A 21,874-nucleotide genomic window follows, 5' to 3' on the forward strand; every position below is an offset into this window, starting at 1 on the left:
CCCCGCTACTTCATGCCTTCCCACTCAGAACGTTTCCCAGTTTTCTGCACTTTTCGCCGAAAGCCTGCCGGTATCCGGACGCAATAATGGCGCCGAAACCGACTTCGCCGGACGTGAACCGACGCTGGTCACACTGTCTTTCAGCTTGAAGGTGGCGACGGCGTTGTTGAGCAATGAAGCCTGTTCTTCCAGCGATACCGCAGCCTGCGACGCCTGTTCTACCAATGCGGCGTTCTGCTGTGTGACGCTGTCCATTTCTGTGACAGCGACAGCCACCTGACTGATCCCTTTGCTTTGCTCATCGGAGGCAGAGGCGATTTCCGCCATGATGTCGGTGACATGCGTAATTGAGCGCACCACTTCATTCATCGTCTGACCGGCGTTTTCAACCAGTTTCGAACCGCTGTCAACGCGGGAAACTGATTCGCTGATGAGTTGCTCGATTTCTTTCGCTGCCTGCGCACTGCGTTGTGCCAGACTGCGCACTTCGCTGGCCACCACGGCAAAACCACGCCCCTGTTCGCCCGCACGTGCCGCTTCTACTGCGGCGTTCAGCGCCAAAATGTTGGTCTGGAAAGCGATACTGTTAATCACGGAAGTGATTTCAGCAATTTTCTTTGAGCTGCCGGAGATATCTTTCATGGTGCTGACCACGTCCGCGACGATGTTGCCGCCCTTCTGTGCGGTGGTAGAAGCTTCCATGACCAGCTGGCTGGCGTGATGCGCGTTATCGGCATTGTGTTTCACGGTAGCCGTCAGTTGTTCCATGCTGGCAGCGGTTTCTTCCAGGGCAGACGCCTGTTCTTCCGTACGGGAAGATAAATCGTTGTTCCCGGCAGAAATTTCTGACGCGCCCTGATAGATGTGATTGGTGCAGTTGCGGATGGTCTGAACGGTATTAACCAGGCTCGACTGCATCTCGTTCAGCAACGGAATCAGCTTACCGGCGCAGTTTTTACCGAACTCATCCAGATAAAGCGTCAGATCGCCGCTGGCGATCACCGCGAAGTGATCGCGGATTTTATCCAGCGGTTTCACCAGCGCCATCACCAGATAGCGATCAGTCAGCAATAAAATCACCAGCCCGATACCAAATGCCGTCAGCAGAATCACTTTGCTGAATGAGGTCAGATGGGTAGATTGCCGTTGCGCCGCATCAAAATCGACAGCGATCTGACCGCTGACTTTTTCCATCGATGAGCCAAAGCTGCGGCTCAGCGCAGGCACGGTGGAATTGGTCAGTTGGTTATAGGATTCCATGTTGTTGCTGCGGGCTGCGTCAAACAATGGCGTGACGCCCTGCGTGATCAGATTTTCCCAGCTGGTGATTAATTCCTGCACGGAAGCATCTTCCAGCCCCGGATGCGGTGCCGCTTTAAAGCTGGCCAGCGCCTGCGTCAGCCCGTTGAGTGATTGTTTTGCGCTATCAAAAATTTCCGGGCCTTTTGACGGATCGGCCTGAAGCTGTGCGACGGCGCGGCTCATGCGCGTCACGGTACGGAAGTACTGATCATTGCCTTTATTGATCAGCGCCATATTGTTGACCAGCTCAGTACTGTTTTTGGTATTTTGCGTCAGTGTGTCCAGTGAGGTAACGGTGTAAAGGGACACGCATGCCCACATGACGCAAAAGATACCAAGAATGGTTAATAAAGCGGCCCTGATGGTGATATTTTTTAAAAACTGCACGATATGCCTCTCTCGAAACATGTCTGTTTCTGGCCTGAGGATTGACGGGGATGCGGAGAATCAAGACAGGTAACCCGCAGGCAAGTGCCCCAGGACATGTTTGAACACCTCTCCGGGCATCGATTTCTTTATTATGTTGAGATTGCTCCCGCATCATCTATCGGCGGAATATTCTCGAAATTTAGTATTGTGACGACTTATTTCTCAAATTTGCGTTGACCCTATAAAACCTGTGGTTAATTCGTCACACGTCAAAGCACACAAAGGCGATAACACTTAAAAATATTGCCCGATAAACTTATTTCCCAGTTAAGAAGGCGGGCAGAAACATATTCTCCGCCGCACGAGTTTGCTATCATCTGCATTATTATTGCCTGCGTTGCAGAGCACTTCATTGAGAACAAGAGGTTAGGTAATCTTATGGCCGTTGTAGGTATCTTCTTTGGATCCGATACAGGTAACACCGAAAACATCGCAAAAATGATCCAGAAGCAATTGGGTAAAGATGTTGCAGAGGTGCATGACATTGCGAAGAGCAGCAAAGAGGATCTGGAAAAATTCGATATTTTGCTAATCGGTATTCCAACCTGGTATTACGGTGAAGCGCAGTGTGACTGGGACGACTTTTTCCCAACGCTGGAAGAGATAGATTTCGAAGGTAAGCTGGTTGCACTGTTTGGCTGCGGTGATCAGGAAGACTACGCCGAATATTTCTGCGACGCGCTGGGCACCGTGCGCGATATCATTGAACCACGCGGCGCAGTGATTGTCGGACACTGGCCTACCGAAGGTTACCACTTCGAAGCCTCTAAAGGCCTGGCTGATGATAAGCACTTCATCGGACTGGCAATTGACGAAGATCGTCAGCCGGAACTGACCAGCGAACGCGTTGATGCCTGGGTGAAGCAGATCACAGAAGAACTCAGCCTTTCTGAAATTATTGGCTAAAAACCCTGTTGGCCCTGAGGATTTATTCTACAATTGAAGGGCCAAACTATTACTGAAATTAACAATTTAACTGCTACAAAATTGTAACTTTCGGTCATATCAAGGTACACTGAGTTCCTCTGTTTTTTCTATTGATCAAGTCGTTGCATTCCAAATGTGACCGGCAATTTGTGATCTTTATTAACAGGCTGTCGTTGACGAGAATTGGCACATTGCGTTAAACGAAGAGATTAAACGAATAATTTTGTGCCGCCGATGCCACAGGCTGCATGCCTCAACTTGATTAGCACATAGTAACAGGACTGAATCCGCATGACTGACAACAACACCGCACTGAAGAAAGCTGGCTTAAAAGTCACGCTTCCGCGCCTCAAAATCCTGGAAGTGCTGCAAGCGCCGGAAGGTCATCACGTTAGTGCGGAAGATCTTTACAAGCAACTGATTGATATGGGTGAAGAAATCGGTCTGGCGACGGTCTACCGTGTCCTGAACCAGTTCGACGATGCCGGTATCGTTACGCGTCATAATTTCGAAGGCGGCAAGTCCGTATTCGAACTGACTCAGCAACATCACCACGATCACCTGATCTGCCTCGATTGCGGACGTGTGATCGAATTCCGTGACGAGTACATTGAAGGCCGTCAGCGTGAGATTGCTAAAAAACACGGTATCAAGCTCACCAACCACAGTTTGTACCTGTACGGCCACTGTGAAGCAGGCGATTGCCGCGAAGATGAATCTTTGCACAACGATAAACCTGCGCATTAATATGCACAGGGCAACCTCGTTGCCGCACAGGCTCTGAATTAATTAACCGCTGAAAAGCGGTTTTTTTATGCGTGGATTTTGCGCTGACAGCAGACATAAAAAACCCCGGCAGCCGGGGTTTGATTGATGCCTGTTTGATTCACGGTTGCGGAGAATTATTGGCGCTGATTTCCTGCCATATCTTTCCGCAATCTGCTGCATACGCCTGACCATTACCGGTTTTACGCGCCGTCAGACAGCGCTGGTAATCCACCACACGCACCGTTTCCTGTTCCGCAAATTGCTGGTGGGCCTTTTCCTGTTTCAGTTTATTCAGTAACACCTGACAGGAAGCCAGTTTGTCCGGATTACCTTCCGACGTATTGATACAGGTACGATAATCTTCCCGCGTTTGGGATATTTGTACCTGATCGGTGGTTGGCGCACAACCGGCCAGCAGAACAGCCGAAACCACGATCATCAGTAATTTATTCATCGACATAGCGACCTCAGAAAATAGTGAATGGAGCGATAACGATGAATTTCACGTCTTTTTCATCCTGGAAGATATTGCCGTACCCGCCGCCCCAGCTCGGAATATCCGAATGGTTGTCGTACTGGGTGTAATGCAGTTTGAATAACGTACCTTTCGCGCGACCTTCCTGAAGGGTGTACAGCGCATCCAGGCTCCAGGCGCTTTCTTTCAGGCGCTGGCTCTGGTCGTAAGCAGCGTTGGTACTCGGTTTGGCATCCCACGCATAAACATATGAGCCACCGAATGCCAAACCCGGTAAATCCCATTTCGCCAGGTCATACAATACGCCTGCATACAGTGCTTTTTCCCCGTTGGCGTTGAAGTCCGAGCGGTTGTCCCACCACACATCAAGACGGCCATTTGAGGAAGAATAAGTCGGGGTCATGCGCTGCAGGAAGTAACCCTGATTCCCTTCCGCTTTGACCATTGTCCCTTCCAGTCGCCAGTTAAACTGACCGGTGGTATAGCCGAAGGTCAGCGCCTGCAACCATGCCAGACCATCGTACAAACTGTTCGGATCGTTCTTATCACTGATACGGTCTTCTGCGCCATAGAACTGATAGCTGGTGGTCAGCGGATTGCCCAGCAGATCCATTTTGTACGAGGCTTTAGCAAAATACTGATCGACATAACTTTCCGCCTGGCCAAATGCGCCTTCCAGCACGAAGTCATTTTTAAAATCATATTTTGCCCCGAGCGAGTGAATATAAGAAACGCCGGTTTTCTGGTCATTCTGGCGGAAATCATCCATTTCCAGATGCCACGGCGATTTATATTCGTCAGCCCACATATAGGAGAAACTCAGCTCACCCGGCTCACCGAAATCGTGTTTATAACCGGCTTCTGCACCGCGATAGGTACCCGGCATAAAGCTCCAGTGCGGCGCGATCAGTGTCTGTCCGGTAGGCTGAATATAGCCCGCGTGCCCCCAGAATCCGCCGTATTTGAATTTACCGGCGGCCTTATAAAGGCTGACCCCGCTTTTATCACCCGAGTAATCTTCGTCGTAAGCGCGGTTGCTGTTGGAAAAAGCGATTTCGTTGGGATGTCCGCTCTCGCTGCTCTCGGCCATTTCAATCGCCGTAAAGGCCGCGATATCAACACCAAAAATGTCCCAGGCATACCCGGAAGAAAAATCGAGATTCAGGTTAGCGGTAGAATGCGAAAGGTTGGTTGTATAGTCTTTGTAGCTGTTACTTGTCGGATCCATATCCTTGCGGTCACGTTCACGCTGCCAGTAATACACGCCCCCCGTCAGCGTTGAATCATCAATAAAACCGGCCGCCTGGGCCTCTGGTGAAAACATCATTCCGCCACCCAGTAAGGTGCCGGCGAGAGAATACATGGCAGGTTTCAGGTAAGCCGATCCCCCACCCCTGTTACGGTGCTTGTGCATAGAGATTCCTCATTTTGACTAAAAATTTCGTGCAAAAACCCAAACGGGTATCAAAATCGGCCGCCAGAGACGAACCGGTTAAATCAGGATTAAGAGTATTTTTCGCGGCGCGAATTATCAATGAGTAATTAATCATTAATCATCGAAATATGACAAAGTGCACATAAAAATGAAAAATTGTAACATCACGTCTTAGGAAAGGATTAAACAGATGGCTTATATAAATAATTAATAAAAACAATTAATTAACTGTAATTTTCTAACAATTAAAACGTTTCAGCAAATGAAAACACATGAAGAAAGCATTTAAAATGCAAGTGTTGGAAACGCATTAATTCGCGTCGAAAAACAAAATTTCTTCCGGGAGAAATAAAACGCAGATATAAAAAAACGCAGCCTGAGCTGCGTTTTAAAACCTTATCGCGATGACTTTTATGCGACCGGTTTGCTTTCCCACGTATCGCGCAGGCCAACGGTCCTGTTGAACACCAGATGTTCCGCGCTGGAATAGCGGCTGTCAGCACAGAAGTAGCCTTCACGCTCGAACTGCAGGCTGATTTCAGCCTGAGCAGCCACCAGGGACGGTTCGACAAAACCGTGCGCAATCACCAGAGATTCCGGATTGATGGTGGTCAGGAAATCGTCTGCCTGCCCCGGATTTGCAACACTGAACAGGCGGTCATACAGGCGGAACTCAGCCGGTTTACCTTCTGAAGCGGAAACCCAGTGGATCACGCCTTTCACCTTGCGGCCATCAGCAGGATCTTTACTCAGCGTGTCAATATCGTATGAACAGAAGATCGTGGTGATATTCCCCTCTCCGTCTTTCTCGATACGTTCCGCTTTGATCACGTAGGCATTACGCAAACGCACTTCTTTGCCCAACACCAGACGCTTGTACTGCTTGTTGGCTTCTTCACGGAAATCCGCCTGATCAATGTAAATCTCACGGGTGAACGGCACTTCGCGGGTACCCATTTCCGGTTTATTCGGATGGTTCGGCATCTTCACCATCTGCACATCATCACCGGTAAAGTTTTCAATAATCACTTTAACCGGATTGATAACCGCCATGGCGCGCGGTGCGTTCTCGTTCAGATCGTCACGGATGCAGGATTCGAGCGCCATCATTTCGACGTTGTTATCCTGCTTGGTAACGCCGATGCGACGGCAGAATTCACGGATAGAAGCCGCGGTATACCCCCGGCGGCGAAGACCTGAAACCGTCGGCATACGCGGATCGTCCCAGCCTTCAACAATCTTATCCGTCACCAGCAGGTTCAGCTTACGCTTGGACATGATGGAGTATTCGAGATTCAGACGGGAGAATTCGTACTGACGCGGATGGCATGGAATAGAAATGTTATCCAGAACCCAGTCGTACAGACGACGGTTGTCCTGGAATTCCAGCGTACACAGCGAATGGGTGATCCCTTCCAGCGCATCGGAAATGCAGTGGGTGAAATCGTACATCGGGTAGATGCACCATTTTTTACCGGTCTGGTGGTGTTCTGCGAACTTAATACGGTACAGAACCGGATCACGCATCACGAAGAATGGCGAGGCCATATCGATTTTTGCACGCAGACACGCCGCGCCTTCGGCGAACTCACCGTTACGCATTTTTTCAAACAGCGCAATGTTCTCTTCCACGGTACGATCGCGGTACGGGCTGTTTTTACCCGGCGACGTCAGTGAACCGCGATATTCACGGATCTGGTCAGGAGACAATTCATCAACATACGCCAGACCTTTGTTGATCAGTTCCAGCGCGTAAGCATGCAACTGATCAAAGTAGTCCGAGGAATAATGAATATCGCCGCTCCAGTCGAAACCTAACCACTGGACGTCGCGTTTGATCGACTCAACGAATTCGATGTCTTCTTTTGCCGGGTTAGTATCGTCAAAACGCAGATTGCACTGCCCCTGATAGTCTTGCGCAATGCCGAAATTCAGGCAGATGGATTTCGCATGACCGATATGCAGATAGCCATTAGGCTCAGGCGGGAAACGGGTGTGAACAGTATTGTGTTTCCCGGTCGCCAGATCCTCATCAATAATCTGACGGATAAAATTTGTTGGGCGGGCTTCAGCCTCACTCATTGTGCAATTCCTCTACGCAACATTGACTCTACGGATAACCGCTTATGTTCCAACAAGCCACGTCGGGAAACAACCGTTAGTTGCATAAAATCGTGGTTATCTCTGCTGCCTCTGTCCTCAGACAATAAAAAGCGGGAAGAGATCGCTCTCTTCCCGCAGTCACTATGTCGACCTGTTATGCCATCTGCAGGATTATTTGCCCTGGATGTCGAACAGTTTGGTCTGACCGGCTACCACAGAACCGCTGGCCAGTGACGTCACACCGGTATAATCATCAATATTGCTGACGACGACCGGGCTGATCATTGAGCGCGCGTTGGCGTTCAGGTAATCCAGATCCAGTTCCAGCACTGGCTGACCGGCAGTGACGGTTGCCCCTTCTTCGACCAGGCGGGTAAAGCCCTGACCGTTCAGCGCAACGGTATCAATCCCCATATGCACCACGATTTCAGCACCGGAAGTGGTTTCCAGGCAGAACGCATGATTGGTATTGAAGATTTTCACCACAGTGCCCGCCGCTGGCGACACAACAATTTTATCGGTAGGCCGGATGGCGACACCATCACCCACCGCTTTGCTGGCAAAGGCTTCATCAGGCACCTGATCCAGCGCCACGATGTCACCGGTAACCGGAGACACCAGAGTTTCCACTACGGCTTTCACGCTGTTTGCCTGAGGTTTGACTTCAGACACTGGCGCAGCCGGTGTTGCGGTAGCCGCAGCAATCGGGCCAGCATTCAGTGCGGTACGCATTGCGCCGGCAATGATTTCGGCACGGGTACCGACAATCACCTGCACGCTTTGTTTATTCAGGCGGATAACCCCTGAAGCACCCAGACGTTTCGCCAGTCCGTCGTTGACCAGTGCTGAGTCTTTCACGTTCAGACGCAGACGGGTAATACAGGCATCAATGCCGGTCAGGTTGTCTGAACCACCAATAGCACTGATATAACGACGTGCCAGAGCAACGGTTTCATCACCTTTGTTGCCAGCAGTTTCCACATCAACGTCGTAACCGTCAGCTTCGTCACCGGCCACTGCCAGTTCACGACCCGGGGTCAGCAGGTTGAATTTCTGGATGGTGAAACGGAACACCACATAGTAAATCACGAAGAACACCAGACCCTGCGGGATCAGCATGTACCAGTGAGTCGCCAGCGGGTTACGGGAAGACAGCACCATATCCACCAAACCTGCGCTGAAACCGAAACCGGCAATCCAGTGCATGCTTGCTGCGATAAAGACCGAAATACCGGTCAGGACGGCGTGGATCACATACAGCACCGGTGCAACGAACATGAAGGAGAACTCCAGCGGTTCGGTAATACCGGTAAAGAAGGAAGCAAAAGCAGCAGCCAGCATGAGACCGGCAACTTTTGCTTTGTTTTCAGGACGTGCGCAGTGGTAAATCGCCAGTGCAGCGCCCGGAAGACCGAACATCATGATCGGGAAGAAGCCCGCCTGATAACGACCGGTGATACCCACCACCCCTTTACCTGACTGGATAGATTCCTGACCACCGAGGAAGTTAGGAATATCGTTAATGCCTGCAACATCAAACCAGAACACGGAGTTCAGTGCATGATGCAGGCCGACCGGGATCAGTAAACGGTTGAAGAAGGCGTAGATCCCCGCACCGGCAGAACCCAGTTGCTGGATATGCTCACCGAAGGTCACCAGAGCGTTGAAAATCAGAGGCCATATATACATCAGGATGAAGGCAACGATGATCATCAGGAAAGAAGTGAGGATCGGAACCAGACGACGACCGCTGAAGAATGACAGCGCTTTCGGCAACTCGACATGGCTGAAGCGGTTGTATAACTCAGCAGAAATGATACCGACCAAGATACCCACGAACTGGTTATTGATTTTACCAAACGCCGTCGGCACCTGGTCTAACGGGATCTTCTGAATCATTGACACGGCTGCAGGCGAACACAGCGTGGTAAGAACCAGGAAACCGACAAAACCAGTCAGTGCCGCTGCACCGTCTTTGTCTTTGGACATGCCATACGCCACACCGATCGCAAACAGTACGGACATGTTTTCAATGATGGCGGAGCCAGATTTAATGAAAAATGCCGCCAGCGCATTGTCTCCACCCCAGCCCACAGGGTCGATCCAGTAGCCGACGCCCATGAGGATGGCGGCGGCCGGTAACGTAGCAACAGGCACCATTAATGCCCGGCCAATCTTTTGTAGATAACTCAATATATTCAACATTCCCCCTACTCGCCCGTAAGCGAATCACCAAAGTAGTTTAATTAGTATGTTTACTACCTTTTACATTTACCGTTCCGATTTAACCAACTGCGATTGCGAGTGTAAAAAGATTATTTCGTATCGCAAATTAAAACCTCTCTTTTTGTGAGAATTGTCACCAAAAAGAGGTCATAACATGCCATCACACTGGTCAAGACACCAAACTTATTTTATCATTAAAAAAATCCAGGCGGCATTGTGCCAGTCATAAACCGTTGCGGTGGTTTACGCTTAACAAGACCGCCCTGAACCCAAAACTGCTTTCTGAATTCCTGCCCCGCGCTAAAAACTTCAGCGGAGGACAGACATAGTATATTCAATATTCTGAAACTAAGAGGTATCTGATGAGACTTATTCCCTTAAACACCCCCACTGAAGTAGGCAAATGGGCTGCACGTCATATCGTTGAACGCATCAATGCGTTTAAACCCACTGCTGACCGTCCGTTTGTATTGGGCTTACCCACCGGTGGTACGCCGCTCGAAGCTTACAAACATTTAATCGCCATGCATAAAGCAGGCCAGGTTAGCTTTAAAAACGTAGTGACCTTCAACATGGACGAATATGTCGGTCTGCCACAGGAACACCCTGAGAGCTACCATACGTTTATGTACCAAAACTTCTTTGATCACGTTGATATTCCACGCGAAAACATCAATCTTCTGAATGGTAATGCACCAGACGTCAACGAAGAATGCCGCCAGTACGAGGCGAAAATTAAGTCATACGGCAAGATTCACCTGTTTATGGGTGGTGTGGGTAATGACGGTCATATCGCATTCAACGAACCGGCCTCTTCTCTGGCTTCCCGTACCCGTATCAAAACCCTGACGCATGAAACCCGTATCGCGAACTCACGTTTCTTCGACAACGATGTCTCACAGGTGCCAAAATACGCCCTGACCGTTGGCGTAGGCACGCTGCTGGATGCGGAAGAAGTGATGATTCTGGTGACTGGCCATGCCAAAGCGCAGGCACTGGAAGCGGCTGTTGAAGGTAATATCAACCACATGTGGACCATCAGTTGCCTGCAATTGCACGCGAAAGCCGTTATGGTATGTGACGAGCCGTCCACCATGGAACTGAAAGTCAAAACTGTTAAATATTTCCGCGAGTTAGAAGCGGAAAATATGAAAAACCTTTAATTAACTGAGTCCCCGAAAGCCCTGGAGTTGCAGCAAGGCGGCAACTGAACGAATCTCCGGGAGCTTACTCAAGTAAGTGACCGGAGTGAGTGAAGGCAGCCAACGCTGCTGCAGCTCAAAGGATTTAGGGGAATGGGGGCATGATGTACGCTTTAATGAACTGCCGGGTGTATACCGGTCATGACGTTCTGGATAACCACGCAGTAGTGATTGCCGATGGCAAAATCGAACGAGTCTGCCCGGTGAGTGAATTGCCGGCGAATGTGGAAACCCGCAGTCTGGATGGTGCCATTCTTGCCCCCGGATTTATCGATCTGCAACTTAATGGTTGTGGTGGCGTGCAGTTCAACGATTCACTGGAAGCGATTTCAGTAGAAACGTTAGAAATCATGCAGAAAGCCAATGAAAAATCCGGCTGTACCAGTTTCTTACCGACGCTTATCACCTGTAGCGATGACTACATGAAACACGGTATCAGCGTCATGCGCACCTATCTGGAAAAGTATCCGAACCAGGCACTGGGTCTGCACCTTGAAGGGCCATACCTCAGCCCGCTGAAAAAAGGCACGCACAATCCGGCATTCATCCGCCTGCCAGACAGCGCCATGATTGATTACCTGTGTGCAAATGCTGACGTAATTACCCAACTGACACTCGCACCTGAACAGGTTGATGCAAAATATATCCGCCAGTTGCGTGATGCAGGAATAGTGATTTCCGCAGGCCATTCAAATTCAACCTATGCTGAAGCCCGTGCCGGTTTTGCCGCAGGTATCAGCTTCGCCACGCACCTTTATAATGCAATGCCAGCCATTACAGGCCGTCAGCCTGGTCTTATTGGTGCAATCTTCGATACGCCAGAAGTCTATACCGGTGTGATTGCTGATGGTCTTCATGTCGACTGGGCGAATATTCGCAACGCGAAAAAGCTCAAAGGAGAGAAGCTGGTGCTGGTCACTGACGCAACGGCTCCGGCTGGCGCGAATATTGATGAGTTCATTTTTGCCGGTAAAACAATATACTACCGTGACGGACTCTGTGTGGACGAAAACGGAACACTGAGCGGCTCTGCGCTGACGATGATCGAAGCGGCACAAAATAGCGTCGAACATGTTGGCATCGCGCTGGACGAAACGCTGCGTATGGCAACGCTTTATCCGGCACGCGCAATTGGTGTTGACGACCAACTGGGCAGCATCGAAGCAGGTAAAGTCGCCAACCTCACCGCGTTCACTCATGATTTTAAAATCACAAAAACTATCGTTAATGGTGACGAAGTTTAATTGAGCGGATAAAAGCATTGATGACAACTGGCGGACAGCAGGCACAAATCGGCAACGTTGATCTGGTTAAGCAGTTAAACGGCGCGGCGGTTTACCGCCTGATTGACCAACAAGGTCCCATCTCGCGCATTCAGATTGCTGACATGAGTCAGTTAGCGCCCGCCAGTGTTACCAAAATTACCCGACAATTACTTGAGCGCGGGCTGATTAAAGAAGTTGATCAGCAGGCTTCCACCGGGGGGCGCCGCGCCATTTCTATCATCACCGAAACCCGCCCTTTCCATACCATCGCAGTACGTCTTGGTCGCCATGATGCGACGATTACGCTCTATGATCTCAGCGCCAAATCGCTGGCCGAACAACATTACGCCCTGCCCGAGCGTACTCAGGAAACCCTCGAGAACGCACTGTTCGAGGCTATCCAGCAATTCATCGAACTGAACCAGCGCAAAATCCGCGAACTGATTGCCATTTCCGTCATCCTTCCGGGGCTGGTCGATCCGAATAAAGGCATCGTGCGCTATATGCCGCATATCAGCGTGGGCGCGTGGAAATTAGTCGATGCGCTGGAAGCCCGGTTTAAAGTCACCAGTTTTGTCGGCCACGATATCCGCAGTCTGGCGCTTGCCGAGCACTACTTCGGTGCAACCCGCGACTGTCAGGACTCCATTTTGGTTCGTTTACACCGCGGTACGGGTGCTGGCATCATCGTTAACGGCCAGATTTTTCTCGGCAGTAACGGCAACGTCGGTGAAATCGGTCACATTCAGATCGACCCGCTGGGCGAACGCTGCCATTGCGGTAATTTCGGCTGTCTGGAAACCGTTGCGGCTAACGCTGCCATCGAAAATCGGGTGCGCCATTTACTGACGCAAGGCTACGCCAGCAAGCTGAGTCTGAATGACTGCTCAATTTCGGCAATCTGCAAAGCGGCAAACCGCCACGATCCGCTGGCAACCGAAGTGATCGAGCACGTTGGCCGCCAGTTGGGTAAAGGTGTCTCCATCGCGATAAACCTGTTTAATCCGCAAAAAGTCGTGATAGCCGGTGAAATTACTGAGGCCGATAAGGTTCTGCTTCCGGCCATTCAGAACTGTATTAATGCGCAAGTTCTGAAAGATTTCCGCCGTAATTTACCGGTGGTGACGTCAGCCCTGAATCATCAGTCAGCGATTGGTGCGTTTGCCCTGGTAAAACGGGCGATGCTGAATGGCGTTCTGTTACAGCGTCTGATGGAAAATTAAGACGTGCTATAGTATCGGGCTGCCAGGAATGGGACTGAAAATGTGGGTTTGGAAATTATGACGATAAAGAACGTAATTTGTGACATTGACGGCGTGCTGTTGCACGACAATACCGCAGTACCTGGTGCCGATCGTTTTCTGGCGCGGATTCAGGAACAGGGAATGCCTCTGGTTATTCTCACTAACTACCCTTCCCAGACAGCACAGGATCTGGCAAACCGCTTCAGCGCTGCCGGTCTTGACGTGCCTGAAAGTGCATTTTTCACCTCTGCGATGGCCACAGCCGATTTCCTCAAACGTCAGGAAGGCAAAAAAGCCTATGTTGTTGGCGAAGGCGCGCTGATTCATGAGTTATATAAAGCCGGTTTCACCATCACCGATATCAATCCTGATTTCGTGATTGTCGGCGAGACCCGTTCTTATAACTGGGACATGATCCATAAAGCCGCCTATTTCGTGGCAAACGGCGCGCGCTTTATTGCAACGAATCCTGATAATCACGGGCACGGTTTTGTTCCAGCCTGTGGCGCGTTATGCGCACCTATCGAAAAAATTACCGGCCGCCAGCCGTTTTATGTCGGTAAACCGAGTCCGTGGATTATCCGTTCGGCGCTGAATAAAATGCAGGCGCATTCCGAAGATACCGTCATTGTGGGTGATAATCTGCGTACTGATATTCTGGCTGGTTTCCAGGCGGGTCTGGAAACCGTTCTGGTGCTGACCGGCGTTTCCACGCTCAATGATATTGAAGGCATGCCTTTCCGCCCGACCTGGATTTATCCGTCAGTGGCCGATATCGACGTGATTTAGCGCTTCCGTTAACTGCCTGAAAACGAGTCCGGATCTTTATTCAGGCTCGTTTTTTTTTGCCTTTTGCCTGATTTTTATCCACTTTTCTCTTTTTTTGAATCCTCCTCAGTTTTTGGCGATTAAATTAATAATTCGCTAATAAAATAGCGTTAAAAATGACAATTCATCAAATAACACTCCCCATCAACCCACTATTTATCAGAAGAGCGTTAAAACGCTTGCACAACATGGGGGTTTTGACGCATTTTCATAGTCAGCAACGCAACAGCGCCGGGCTAAAACTGAAAGAACGGCAACGTTGATCCTCATTCGTAATCATAAAAATGACAGCCAGAGAAACGTCGTTAGGGAGAAAGTAATATGTGTTCAATTTTCGGTGTGCTCGATATCAAAACTGACTCCGTCGAGCTGCGCAAAAAAGCGCTGGAACTGTCGCGCCTGATGCGTCACCGCGGACCCGACTGGTCCGGTGTGTTTGCCAGCGATAAAGCAATTCTGTCACATGAGCGTCTGTCCATTGTCGACGTGAACAACGGCGCTCAACCTTTATATAACGCGGCACACACGCATGTTCTGGCTGTTAACGGCGAAATATACAACCATCAGGCTTTGCGCGCTGAGCTGGGCGACAAGTATGAATTCCAGACCGCGTCTGACTGTGAAGTGATTCTGGCGCTGTATCAGGAAAAAGGCCCAGCCTTCCTCGATGAACTGCAAGGCATGTTCGCATTCATCCTTTATGACACAGAAAAAGACGCTTACCTGATTGGCCGTGACCATTTAGGCATCATCCCGCTGTATATGGGTTATGACGAACACGGCAACATGTATGTGGCTTCAGAAATGAAGGCGCTGGTGCCCGTTTGCCGCACCATCAAAGAATTCCCGGCAGGCAGCTATTTATGGAGCCAGGACGGTGAAATTCGCGAATATTATCAGCGCGACTGGTTTGACTTCGAAAATGTCAAAGACAACGTAACCGACGCTGCGGCGTTGAAAGATGCGCTGGAAGAAGCGGTGAAAAGTCACCTGATGTCTGACGTACCTTACGGCGTGCTGCTGTCAGGTGGTCTGGATTCCTCCGTGATTTCTGCCATCACCAAGAAATTTGCCGGTCGCCGTATCGAAGATAAAGACCAGAGCGAAGCCTGGTGGCCGCAACTGCACTCCTTTGCCGTCGGTCTGCAAGGTTCCCCGGACCTGCGCGCTGCTCAGGAAGTCGCCAACCATTTGGGCACCGTGCATCACGAAATTCATTTCACCGTGCAGGAAGGTCTGGATGCGATCCGCGACGTGATTTATCACATCGAAACTTATGACGTCACGACTATCCGGGCCTCAACGCCAATGTATCTGATGTCGCGTAAAATCAAAGCGATGGGCATCAAGATGGTGTTGTCCGGCGAAGGTGCTGACGAAGTGCTGGGCGGCTATCTGTATTTCCATAAGGCGCCGAACGCCAAAGAATTCCACGAAGAAACCGTGCGTAAATTGCTGGCCCTGCACATGTATGACTGTGCGCGTGCTAACAAAGCCATGTCAGCCTGGGGTGTTGAAGCCCGCGTACCGTTCCTGGACAAAAAATTCCTCGACGTCGCAATGCGTATCAACCCGAAAGACAAGATGTGCGGCAACGGTAAGATGGAGAAACATATCCTGCGTGAATGTTTCGAGTCTTATTTACCCCACAGCGTTGCATGGCGTCAGAAAGAACAGTTCTCTGATGGTGTAGGTTACAGCTGGATCGATACTTTAAAAGAAGTGGCCTCACAGCAGATCACCGATCAACAGCTTGAAACTGCACATTTCCGTTTCCCGTACAACACGCCGACATCGAAAGAAGGTTATCTGTACCGCACGATTTTTGAAGAATTGTTCCCGGTGCCAAGTGCGGCTGAATGTGTACCTGGCGGGCCGTCAGTGGCCTGTTCTTCTGCGAAAGCGATTGAGTGGGACGAAGCGTTCAAAAACATGGACGATCCTTCCGGCCGTGCTGTTGGCGTGCATCAGTCCGCCTACAAATAACCGATTTACCAGTAAAACTCCTTGTAGCAAACGGGCCTCTTCAGGCCCGTTTTTTTACGTGTAAAGTCAGTAAAAATAATGTCTTTTGTCCAATTAATCACCAGAGTGGTTATAAGCCACACAAATGGACACCGTCAGGCCTTTTTCTCCAAAAAAGGTGTTGACGCAAAACGGTCATATACGCATAATGCGCCCCGCAACGCCGATGAAGGTAGCGCGAAAAAAGATGGCTACGTAGCTCAGTTGGTTAGAGCACATCACTCATAATGATGGGGTCACAGGTTCGAATCCCGTCGTAGCCACCATCTTTTTTGCGGGAGTGGCGAAATTGGTAGACGCACTAGATTTAGGTTCTAGCGCCGCAAGGTGTGCGAGTTCAAGTCTCGCCTCCCGCACCATTTCCAGACATCGGCAGCACTGTTGGGGTATCGCCAAGCGGTAAGGCACTGGTTTTTGATACCAGCATTCCCAGGTTCGAATCCTGGTACCCCAGCCATTTTCTTACCTTTCACATTGCTGTATTGATGTGGTTGTGAGGAAAATCCAATTTGAAGAAGTTGTACTGTTGGGGTATCGCCAAGCGGTAAGGCACTGGTTTTTGATACCAGCATACCCTGGTTCGAATCCAGGTACCCCAGCCATACTTCTTTCTGTATAATTGGTAAGCACTTGAAATTTATTATTAAGTTAGTTAAATTAGTGCTTGAAGTTTTGAAGTAAGTCAGTAAAATTTGGCTACGTAGCTCAGCTGGTTAGAGCACATCACTCATAATGATGGGGTCACAGGTTCAAATCCCGTCGTAGCCACCATTTTACTTGCAGTACACTGCTCAAAAGGTAGTGAGAAACAAAATTGGGGTGTCGCCAAGCGGTAAGGCTCTGGTTTCTGATACCAGCATACCCAGGTTCGAATCCTGGCACCCCAGCCACATTAAGAAAGCCCGCCTCGCGCGGGCTTTTTGCTATCTGACGTTTTCAAACGAGAGGGGAAACCGGGATGAATCCGGTTTGCCCTCTGGTCATCAAATCCCTAAAGCATATTTCAACGCTTTGATTTTCAGTGCACCCGCACGCTGTGCGGTCATCAGCGCCAGATTACGCAACGCTTTCACCGGTGCCAGATCATTACTGAAGGCGGTATAGAACAAATCCATCCCGCTTTGCATCAGCAGATTATCCAGACGACGCTGGCGCTGATAACGCCGCAACACCTTTTCGCTGCTCCACGCTTCATCATGGTCACGCGCCTTCTCCAGCACCGATAACAACGCCTCCACGTCACGGTACCCCAGATTCACACCCTGCCCTGCCAGAGGATTGATGGTATGTGCAGCGTCCCCCACCAGCGCCAGCCCCGGTAAGACATAACGCTGCGCGTGGCGGCGAACCAGCGGGAATGCACCTGCGGATATCGCTTTCACTGTACCCAGCCGTGCCGGGAAAGCCTGCATCACTTGCGTCGTGAGTTGCTGCATATTCAGCGTTTTCAGGTGACGAATGCGCTGCGGGCTGTCATACCAGACCAGCGAGGCCTGATTGCCAAACAATGGCAGAAACGCCCGCGGGCCCGAAGGGAAAAATTGCTGCCACGTTACGTCCTGATCCGCCATTGCGGTTTCTACATTAATCAGCATGCAGTGCTGACGGTATTCCCAGCCATCCACACCAATCCCTGCTAACTGCCGCACCAGCGAATTCGCGCCATCGGCGGCAACCACAAGTTTCGTGCGCAATAACTCTCCGGTGGTCAGTTGCAGAGACCAGGTTTTATCGTCGTGCTGCAAAAGGTGACGCAATTTTGCCGGGCAAAAGCGGGTCAGATTGGTGCGGGCATCGAACTGTTGCCACAGCGCCAGCTGAAGTACCCGGTTTTCGACCATGAAGCCCAGTTCCGGCAACCCGAGGGACTGCGCATCGAATTTCACTTCAGAACCGCTCACTTCCCAGGTTTCCAGACGACGGTAAGGGACTGAGCGCATTTCCTCAACCGCATCCCACGCCCCCAGTTTCTGTAAAAAGCGCACTGACGCGCAACCAATCGCGGAGATACGCAAATCAGCAGGCGCTGACGGGTCAAACCCGACAGGCTCGTCATTTTCTATCAGTGCGACCTGCAATCCCTGCTGTGCCAGCCCCAGCGCGGCAGCGGCCCCCACCATGCCGCCACCGACAATGACTGCATCAAATGTCTTCTCAGAATTATTCATTTTTATTCCGGCTTTCTGTTCAGTTCATTATGCGAAGTGTACCGGATTTTTGTGTTGGCATCAGGGCCTAAGCTGCTTTCCTGCACTGGTCAGCACCGGAGTGAGGGTTTACAATAGCGCCCCTGAACTATGCTATGCACTGCGGCACTGCCGATCTAACGTTTCCCGTATTGAGTACTGACACGCTGATGACTAAAAAACTGCACATAAAAACCTGGGGCTGCCAGATGAATGAATATGATTCATCCAAAATGGCTGACCTTCTCGACAGCACCCATGGTTACCAGCTGACGGATAACGCTGAAGAAGCAGATATTCTGCTGCTGAACACCTGCTCGATAAGGGAAAAAGCGCAGGAGAAAGTGTTCAGCCTGCTCGGACACTGGAAATTACTGAAAAAGAAAAACCCGAATATTATCATTGGGGTGGGTGGCTGCGTTGCCTCACAGGAAGGCGAAATGCTGCGTAAACGTGCGCCTTGTGTCGACATCGTCTTCGGTCCGCAAACCTTGCATCGTTTGCCGGAAATGGTGAACCACGTACGCGGCACCAAAAGCCCGGTCGTGGATATCAGCTTCCCTGAAATCGAAAAATTTGATCGCCTGCCGGAACCCCGCGCAGACGGCCCGACAGCCTTCGTTTCCATCATGGAAGGCTGCAACAAATATTGTAGCTTCTGCGTCGTACCTTATACGCGCGGTGAAGAAGTCAGCCGCCCGTGCGATGACGTATTGTTCGAAGTCGCACAACTGGCCGCGCAAGGCGTGCGTGAGGTGAATCTGCTGGGTCAGAACGTTAATGCCTATCGCGGCGAAGCCTTTGATGGCGGCGTGTGCACCTTCGCTGAACTGTTGCGCCTGGTGGCAGCGATTGATGGTATTGACCGTATTCGTTTCACGACCAGTCATCCGGTCGAATTTACCGATGACATTATAGAAGTCTATAAAGATACGCCTGAAGTGGTGAGCTTTCTGCATCTGCCGATCCAAAGTGGCTCCGATCGCATTCTGACGATGATGAAGCGTCCTCACACCGTGCTGGAATATAAATCGACTATCCGCAAGTTACGCGCTGCGCGTCCTGATATTCATTTCAGTTCAGATTTTATCATCGGTTTTCCTGGCGAAACGAACGAAGATTTTGAACGTACGATGGATCTGATCGCGCAAGTGAATTACGACGTCAGCTTCAGCTTCATCTATTCTCCGCGTCCGGGTACACCGGCGGCAGATATGGTTGATGATGTGAGCATGGAGGAGAAGAAACAGCGTCTGGCGCTGCTGCAGGACAGAATTACGCAGCAGGTCATGCGTTTCAGCCGGGCCACCCTGGGTACCGTTCAGCGCATTCTGGTGGAAGGCACATCCCGCAAGGACATTATGGAACTGACCGGCCGTACCGAATGTAACCGCGTGGTCAACTTCGAAGGCACGCCGGATATGATTGGCAAGTTCGTGGATGTCGAAATTGTCGATGTGTATGCCAATTCACTGCGCGGTGTGGTTGTCCGCACGGAAGAACAGATGGCGCTTCGCCTGCATGAGTCTCCGCAATCAGTTATCGAACGCACCCGTAAAGAAAATGAATTGGGCGTTGGAATGTATCAACCCTGACCCCTCAGTATGATGCATGACCTTCAATCGACAGGGCGCTCCGGCGTCCTGTTTCTTTTGAGATTTTCGGTAATAAACTCATCACAAGGGTTTAATTTCCCAGCAAAGGCCGCATATCCGGATGAAGGCTCCTGCAACTGCCGCCACGTTGCAGCATATTTTGCCAAGGGCATGTATTATTAACTCAGGTATGGTTGACGACTGAAAGCAATGATCAGTCGGGTGAAATTCAAAATACTCGAACACATTGACTGACCCAGAGTGGTCCAAAGGATTCGTTTGAACGTTGTAACACAAGAGATTTTACTCGAGCCCGAAGACAACCAGCGTTTGCTGAGCCTGTGCGGGCCGTTTGATGACAATATCAAGCAACTGGAGCGCCGGTTGGGCGTTGAAATCAACCGTCGTGATAACGCGTTTAAATTGGTCGGGAAGAGCCTGCCTGTTGCCGCAGCCGCCGACATCCTGCGTGACTTATACGTAGACACTGCGCCGCTGCGCGGTGAGATCCAGGATATCGATCCTGAAAAAATTCACCTGGCGATCAAAGAAAGCCGGGTGCTGGAGCAAACGGCAGAAAGTGTGCCCGAGTTCGGCAAAGCCGTGATCATCAAAACCAAGCGTGGCATGGTGAAGCCGCGTACGCCCAATCAGGCGCAGTATATCGCCAATATCCTTGACCACGACATCACCTTCGGGATTGGTCCTGCGGGAACCGGTAAAACATATCTGGCCGTGGCGGCTGCGGTGGATGCGCTGGAGCGTCAGGAAGTACGTCGTATCCTGCTGACCCGTCCTGCCGTTGAAGCCGGTGAAAAACTGGGCTTCCTGCCGGGCGATCTCAGCCAAAAAGTCGATCCTTATCTGCGCCCGCTGTACGACGCATTATTTGAAATGCTCGGCTTTGAGAAAGTTGAAAAACTGATTGAGCGCAACGTCATTGAAGTCGCCCCGCTGGCTTATATGCGTGGCCGTACATTGAACGACGCCTTTATTATCCTCGATGAAAGCCAGAATACTTCTATTGAACAGATGAAGATGTTCCTGACCCGTATTGGTTTTAACTCCAAAGCGGTGATCACCGGCGACGTCACCCAAATCGACTTGCCGCGTCATCAGAAGTCAGGGCTTCGTCATGCGATTGAAGTGCTGTCGGCAGTCGAAGAACTCAGTTTTAACTTCTTCCACAGTGAAGACGTGGTACGTCATCCGGTGGTTGCGCGCATTGTGGTCGCGTACGAAGCCTGGGAAGAAGAAGATCAAAAACGCCGCGATGCCATTGCCGCAGAACGTAAACATGAACATCAGCACAATGCAACACAACAGGCCGGTCAATGAATACGGTAATTCTCGATTTACAAATTGCCTGCGAAGATGCGGCGGGTTTGCCGTCAGAAAATGACTTCCAGACCTGGCTTGAGGCGGTTCTTCCGCAATTTCAGGAAGAATCGGAAGTGACAATTCGTCTGGTTGATATCCCTGAAAGTCATGAACTTAATATGACTTATCGTGGGATGGATAAACCGACCAACGTGTTATCCTTTCCATTCGAAGCACCGCCGGGTATGGAGATGCCGCTTCTTGGCGACCTGATTATTTGTCGTCAGGTTGTTGAGAAAGAAGCAAAAGAGCAGGACAAAGAACTTCTGGCCCATTGGGCGCATATGGTCATTCACGGCAGTTTGCATTTGCTGGGTTATGACCATATCGTTGACGAAGAAGCCGAAGAGATGGAATCGATTGAAACTGAAATCATGCAGGGTCTGGGGTATCCCGATCCGTATATTTCAGAGAAAGAAGATAACTAAGCGCCACAGTAAACTCGCGTAATGCCTGCCTGATAAAGTGTTCATCCGCAGGCATT

The 21,874-nt window shown here is 50.5% G+C and carries 16 protein-coding genes and 6 tRNA genes; 16 read left to right on the top strand and 6 right to left on the bottom strand.

Annotation, left to right across the window (positions count from 1 at the left end; translation table 11 throughout):
* Nucleotides 1-24: 24 nt before the first annotated feature.
* Entirely contained in the window at nucleotides 25-1,689 is a 1,665-nt protein-coding gene (locus tag RAHAQ2_RS15495) for a methyl-accepting chemotaxis protein (RefSeq protein WP_015698139.1), read from the bottom strand.
* Nucleotides 1,690-2,109: 420 nt separating this feature from the next.
* On the opposite strand from RAHAQ2_RS15495, the gene fldA reads away from it, so the two are divergent.
* Both fldA and fur read left to right on the top strand, forming a co-directional pair.
* Complete coding sequence (gene fldA / locus RAHAQ2_RS15500) at nucleotides 2,110-2,637, top strand: flavodoxin FldA (RefSeq protein ID WP_013576468.1); 528 nt, start codon at nucleotides 2,110-2,112, stop codon at nucleotides 2,635-2,637.
* A gap of 312 nt (nucleotides 2,638-2,949) precedes the next feature.
* Nucleotides 2,950-3,405 (top strand): ferric iron uptake transcriptional regulator, encoded by a 456-nt coding sequence (gene fur, locus RAHAQ2_RS15505; protein ID WP_015698140.1) that lies wholly within the window; start codon nucleotides 2,950-2,952, stop codon nucleotides 3,403-3,405.
* Nucleotides 3,406-3,544: 139 nt separating this feature from the next.
* On the opposite strand, the gene RAHAQ2_RS15510 is transcribed toward fur, so the two are convergent.
* The 4 genes from RAHAQ2_RS15510 to nagE form a co-directional block, all read right to left on the bottom strand.
* Nucleotides 3,545-3,880, bottom strand: a complete 336-nt coding sequence (locus tag RAHAQ2_RS15510; protein ID WP_037040033.1) for a ChiQ/YbfN family lipoprotein — start codon at nucleotides 3,878-3,880, stop codon at nucleotides 3,545-3,547.
* A gap of 13 nt (nucleotides 3,881-3,893) precedes the next feature.
* Entirely contained in the window at nucleotides 3,894-5,264 is a 1,371-nt protein-coding gene (chiP, locus tag RAHAQ2_RS15515; protein WP_037040035.1) for a chitoporin ChiP, read from the bottom strand.
* 483 nt (nucleotides 5,265-5,747) lie between these two features.
* On the bottom strand, nucleotides 5,748-7,418 hold the full coding sequence (gene glnS, locus RAHAQ2_RS15520; protein WP_015698143.1) for a glutamine--tRNA ligase: 1,671 nt from the start codon (nucleotides 7,416-7,418) through the stop codon (nucleotides 5,748-5,750).
* 192 nt (nucleotides 7,419-7,610) lie between these two features.
* Nucleotides 7,611-9,641: an N-acetylglucosamine-specific PTS transporter subunit IIBC gene (nagE, locus tag RAHAQ2_RS15525; RefSeq protein ID WP_037040037.1), complete on the bottom strand. Its 2,031-nt coding sequence runs from the start codon at nucleotides 9,639-9,641 to the stop codon at nucleotides 7,611-7,613.
* Nucleotides 9,642-10,027: 386 nt separating this feature from the next.
* On the opposite strand from nagE, the gene nagB reads away from it, so the two are divergent.
* From nagB to RAHAQ2_RS15580, 11 genes are all read left to right on the top strand, one after another.
* Entirely contained in the window at nucleotides 10,028-10,828 is an 801-nt protein-coding gene (gene nagB, locus RAHAQ2_RS15530; protein ID WP_015698145.1) for a glucosamine-6-phosphate deaminase, read from the top strand.
* 143 nt (nucleotides 10,829-10,971) lie between these two features.
* Nucleotides 10,972-12,111: an N-acetylglucosamine-6-phosphate deacetylase gene (gene nagA / locus RAHAQ2_RS15535; protein ID WP_037040023.1), complete on the top strand. Its 1,140-nt coding sequence runs from the start codon at nucleotides 10,972-10,974 to the stop codon at nucleotides 12,109-12,111.
* Between the two features lie 20 nt (nucleotides 12,112-12,131).
* Entirely contained in the window at nucleotides 12,132-13,355 is a 1,224-nt protein-coding gene (nagC, locus tag RAHAQ2_RS15540; RefSeq protein WP_013576476.1) for a DNA-binding transcriptional regulator NagC, read from the top strand.
* Nucleotides 13,356-13,412: 57 nt separating this feature from the next.
* On the top strand, nucleotides 13,413-14,165 hold the full coding sequence (locus RAHAQ2_RS15545) for an HAD-IIA family hydrolase (protein WP_037040039.1): 753 nt from the start codon (nucleotides 13,413-13,415) through the stop codon (nucleotides 14,163-14,165).
* Nucleotides 14,166-14,525: 360 nt separating this feature from the next.
* Nucleotides 14,526-16,190: an asparagine synthase B gene (gene asnB / locus RAHAQ2_RS15550; RefSeq protein ID WP_015698148.1), complete on the top strand. Its 1,665-nt coding sequence runs from the start codon at nucleotides 14,526-14,528 to the stop codon at nucleotides 16,188-16,190.
* A gap of 228 nt (nucleotides 16,191-16,418) precedes the next feature.
* Nucleotides 16,419-16,495: transfer RNA gene (locus RAHAQ2_RS15555), tRNA-Met, on the top strand.
* Between the two features lie 8 nt (nucleotides 16,496-16,503).
* Nucleotides 16,504-16,588, top strand: a tRNA-Leu gene (locus tag RAHAQ2_RS15560).
* Between the two features lie 23 nt (nucleotides 16,589-16,611).
* Nucleotides 16,612-16,686, top strand: a tRNA-Gln gene (locus RAHAQ2_RS15565).
* A 70-nt stretch (nucleotides 16,687-16,756) separates the two neighbouring features.
* A tRNA-Gln gene (locus tag RAHAQ2_RS15570) sits at nucleotides 16,757-16,831 on the top strand.
* A gap of 92 nt (nucleotides 16,832-16,923) precedes the next feature.
* A tRNA-Met gene (locus RAHAQ2_RS15575) sits at nucleotides 16,924-17,000 on the top strand.
* 44 nt (nucleotides 17,001-17,044) lie between these two features.
* Nucleotides 17,045-17,119 (top strand) — tRNA-Gln (locus RAHAQ2_RS15580).
* Nucleotides 17,120-17,212: 93 nt separating this feature from the next.
* Here RAHAQ2_RS15580 and ubiF read toward each other — a convergent pair.
* Nucleotides 17,213-18,397, bottom strand: a complete 1,185-nt coding sequence (ubiF, locus tag RAHAQ2_RS15585) for a 3-demethoxyubiquinol 3-hydroxylase (RefSeq protein ID WP_015698149.1) — start codon at nucleotides 18,395-18,397, stop codon at nucleotides 17,213-17,215.
* Nucleotides 18,398-18,585: 188 nt separating this feature from the next.
* Between ubiF and miaB the strand changes: the two genes are divergently transcribed.
* From miaB to ybeY, 3 genes are all read left to right on the top strand, one after another.
* Nucleotides 18,586-20,010 (top strand): tRNA (N6-isopentenyl adenosine(37)-C2)-methylthiotransferase MiaB, encoded by a 1,425-nt coding sequence (gene miaB, locus RAHAQ2_RS15590; RefSeq protein WP_037040041.1) that lies wholly within the window; start codon nucleotides 18,586-18,588, stop codon nucleotides 20,008-20,010.
* Nucleotides 20,011-20,289: 279 nt separating this feature from the next.
* Entirely contained in the window at nucleotides 20,290-21,348 is a 1,059-nt protein-coding gene (locus RAHAQ2_RS15595) for a PhoH family protein (protein WP_015698152.1), read from the top strand.
* Entirely contained in the window at nucleotides 21,345-21,818 is a 474-nt protein-coding gene (gene ybeY, locus RAHAQ2_RS15600) for an rRNA maturation RNase YbeY (protein ID WP_013576482.1), read from the top strand. Before RAHAQ2_RS15595 ends, ybeY begins: the two co-directional genes overlap by 4 nt.
* The last annotated feature ends 56 nt before the right edge of the window (nucleotides 21,819-21,874 follow it).

The organism is Rahnella aquatilis CIP 78.65 = ATCC 33071 (assembly GCF_000241955.1).
GTDB lineage: Bacteria > Pseudomonadota > Gammaproteobacteria > Enterobacterales > Enterobacteriaceae > Rahnella > Rahnella aquatilis.

What these genes read in the sequence shown, in the direction of transcription:
- fldA (WP_013576468.1), top strand. Translation starts at nt 2,110, where the DNA reads ATGGCCGTTGTAGGTATCTTCTTTGGATCCGATACAGGTAACACCGAA.
- fur (WP_015698140.1), top strand. Translation starts at nt 2,950, where the DNA reads ATGACTGACAACAACACCGCACTGAAGAAAGCTGGCTTAAAAGTCACG.
- RAHAQ2_RS15510 (WP_037040033.1), bottom strand. Translation starts at nt 3,880, where the DNA reads ATGAATAAATTACTGATGATCGTGGTTTCGGCTGTTCTGCTGGCCGGT.
- chiP (WP_037040035.1), bottom strand. Translation starts at nt 5,264, where the DNA reads ATGTATTCTCTCGCCGGCACCTTACTGGGTGGCGGAATGATGTTTTCA.
- glnS (WP_015698143.1), bottom strand. Translation starts at nt 7,418, where the DNA reads ATGAGTGAGGCTGAAGCCCGCCCAACAAATTTTATCCGTCAGATTATT.
- nagB (WP_015698145.1), top strand. Translation starts at nt 10,028, where the DNA reads ATGAGACTTATTCCCTTAAACACCCCCACTGAAGTAGGCAAATGGGCT.
- nagA (WP_037040023.1), top strand. Translation starts at nt 10,972, where the DNA reads ATGTACGCTTTAATGAACTGCCGGGTGTATACCGGTCATGACGTTCTG.
- nagC (WP_013576476.1), top strand. Translation starts at nt 12,132, where the DNA reads ATGACAACTGGCGGACAGCAGGCACAAATCGGCAACGTTGATCTGGTT.
- RAHAQ2_RS15545 (WP_037040039.1), top strand. Translation starts at nt 13,413, where the DNA reads ATGACGATAAAGAACGTAATTTGTGACATTGACGGCGTGCTGTTGCAC.
- asnB (WP_015698148.1), top strand. Translation starts at nt 14,526, where the DNA reads ATGTGTTCAATTTTCGGTGTGCTCGATATCAAAACTGACTCCGTCGAG.
- ubiF (WP_015698149.1), bottom strand. Translation starts at nt 18,397, where the DNA reads ATGAATAATTCTGAGAAGACATTTGATGCAGTCATTGTCGGTGGCGGC.
- miaB (WP_037040041.1), top strand. Translation starts at nt 18,586, where the DNA reads ATGACTAAAAAACTGCACATAAAAACCTGGGGCTGCCAGATGAATGAA.
- ybeY (WP_013576482.1), top strand. Translation starts at nt 21,345, where the DNA reads ATGAATACGGTAATTCTCGATTTACAAATTGCCTGCGAAGATGCGGCG.